Consider the following 1,283-nt stretch of genomic DNA (forward strand, 5'->3'; position numbering starts at 1 on the left):
TGAACTGACCCCCAATAGTTGGACAATCAACATTGGGGGGTATTTATGTCTAAATACACCAGAGAATTAAAACTCTGCATCGCACAACGCTGTCTTGACGGAGAATCTTCTGGAACTCTTGCCAAAGAGTTCTCTATTGATTCTAAGCAAATCCGATACTGGGCTTCAGTCTATCTAATCCATGGCACATCTTCATTTTTACCGCTTCATTATAATAATAAGGTTGATTTTAAATTATCCGTATTAAAATCAATGTGGGAAAATAATTGGTCTATTAGACAGACTAGTGCTGCCTTCAATTTATCATCACCTGGGACTATCTCTGTTTGGTTAAAATATTATAATCAGTCAGGTATTCAAGGCTTACATTCCCGACCCAAAGGTAGACCCTCTATGAAATCTCAATCCAATAAACGACCGACTAAATCTGATGAAGAAATGTCTTTAGATGAATTAAAAGAAGAGCTGGTTTATTTGAGGGCGGAGAATGCTGTTCTAAAAAAGTTAGAGGAGCTGGACAGGTTAAAACGTCAAGCAACAAAGAAAAAGCGTTGACTGTTCAAGCTCTAAAACACAAACATAAAATTCAACACTTGCTGCAATCCATAGGATTGCCTAAAAGTGTGTATTACTATCAATGCAAAGCTTTGAAGTCTCCGGAACCTTACGCTAGCGAGATGAGGAGTATTGAAAGGATATTTCATCAACATAAAGGTCGCTATGGTTATCGACGTATTCGCTATGCTTTGCATAGAGAAGGTATCTATTTAAACCATAAAACGGTCCAGCGTTTAATGGCAAAACTAGGACTAAAATCGACCGTAAGACCAAAGAAATATCGTTCTCATAAAGGTGCTATTGGACGTATCGCACCGAATATTATTAAGCGAGATTTTGTCGCGACTAAGCCAAATGAAAAATGGGCGACGGATGTGACTGAGTTTAAGGTGGCGGGTGAGAAAGTGTATTTATCTCCTATTATCGATTTATTCAACCAAGAAGTGATTAGTCATACTGTCGCGACCTCACCTAAATTGCCTATCGTCACCGAGATGTTAGAGGAAGCTACGATGAAATTAGGTCAAGCATCATCACTGATTCTACATAGCGATCAAGGGTGGCAATATCAACATCAAGGATATCGTAATCAACTGAAGGAAAAAGGGATTAAGCAAAGTATGTCGAGAAAGGGAAATTGTCTTGATAATGCTGTAGCGGAAAACTTTTTCGCCCTTTTAAAAACAGAAATGTACCACGGTTACCATTTTGACAATGCAAAGCAG

Annotated in this window: 2 protein-coding genes; both read left to right on the forward strand. The window is 38.5% G+C overall.

Annotated elements, in window-relative coordinates:
* The first annotated feature begins 45 nt into the window (after positions 1-45).
* Positions 46-555 carry a helix-turn-helix domain-containing protein gene (locus FH976_RS15750; RefSeq protein ID WP_194091718.1) on the forward strand — a complete coding sequence of 170 codons (510 nt, stop codon included), beginning with the start codon at positions 46-48 and terminating at the stop codon, positions 553-555.
* The coding region (locus FH976_RS15755; RefSeq protein ID WP_228767485.1) for an IS3 family transposase at positions 552-1,283 on the forward strand (732 nt) is incomplete at its 3' end. The genes FH976_RS15750 and FH976_RS15755, both read left to right, overlap by 4 nt.

It is taken from the genome of Vibrio hibernica (assembly GCF_015223435.1).
Taxonomy (GTDB): Bacteria; Pseudomonadota; Gammaproteobacteria; order Enterobacterales; family Vibrionaceae; genus Vibrio; species Vibrio hibernica.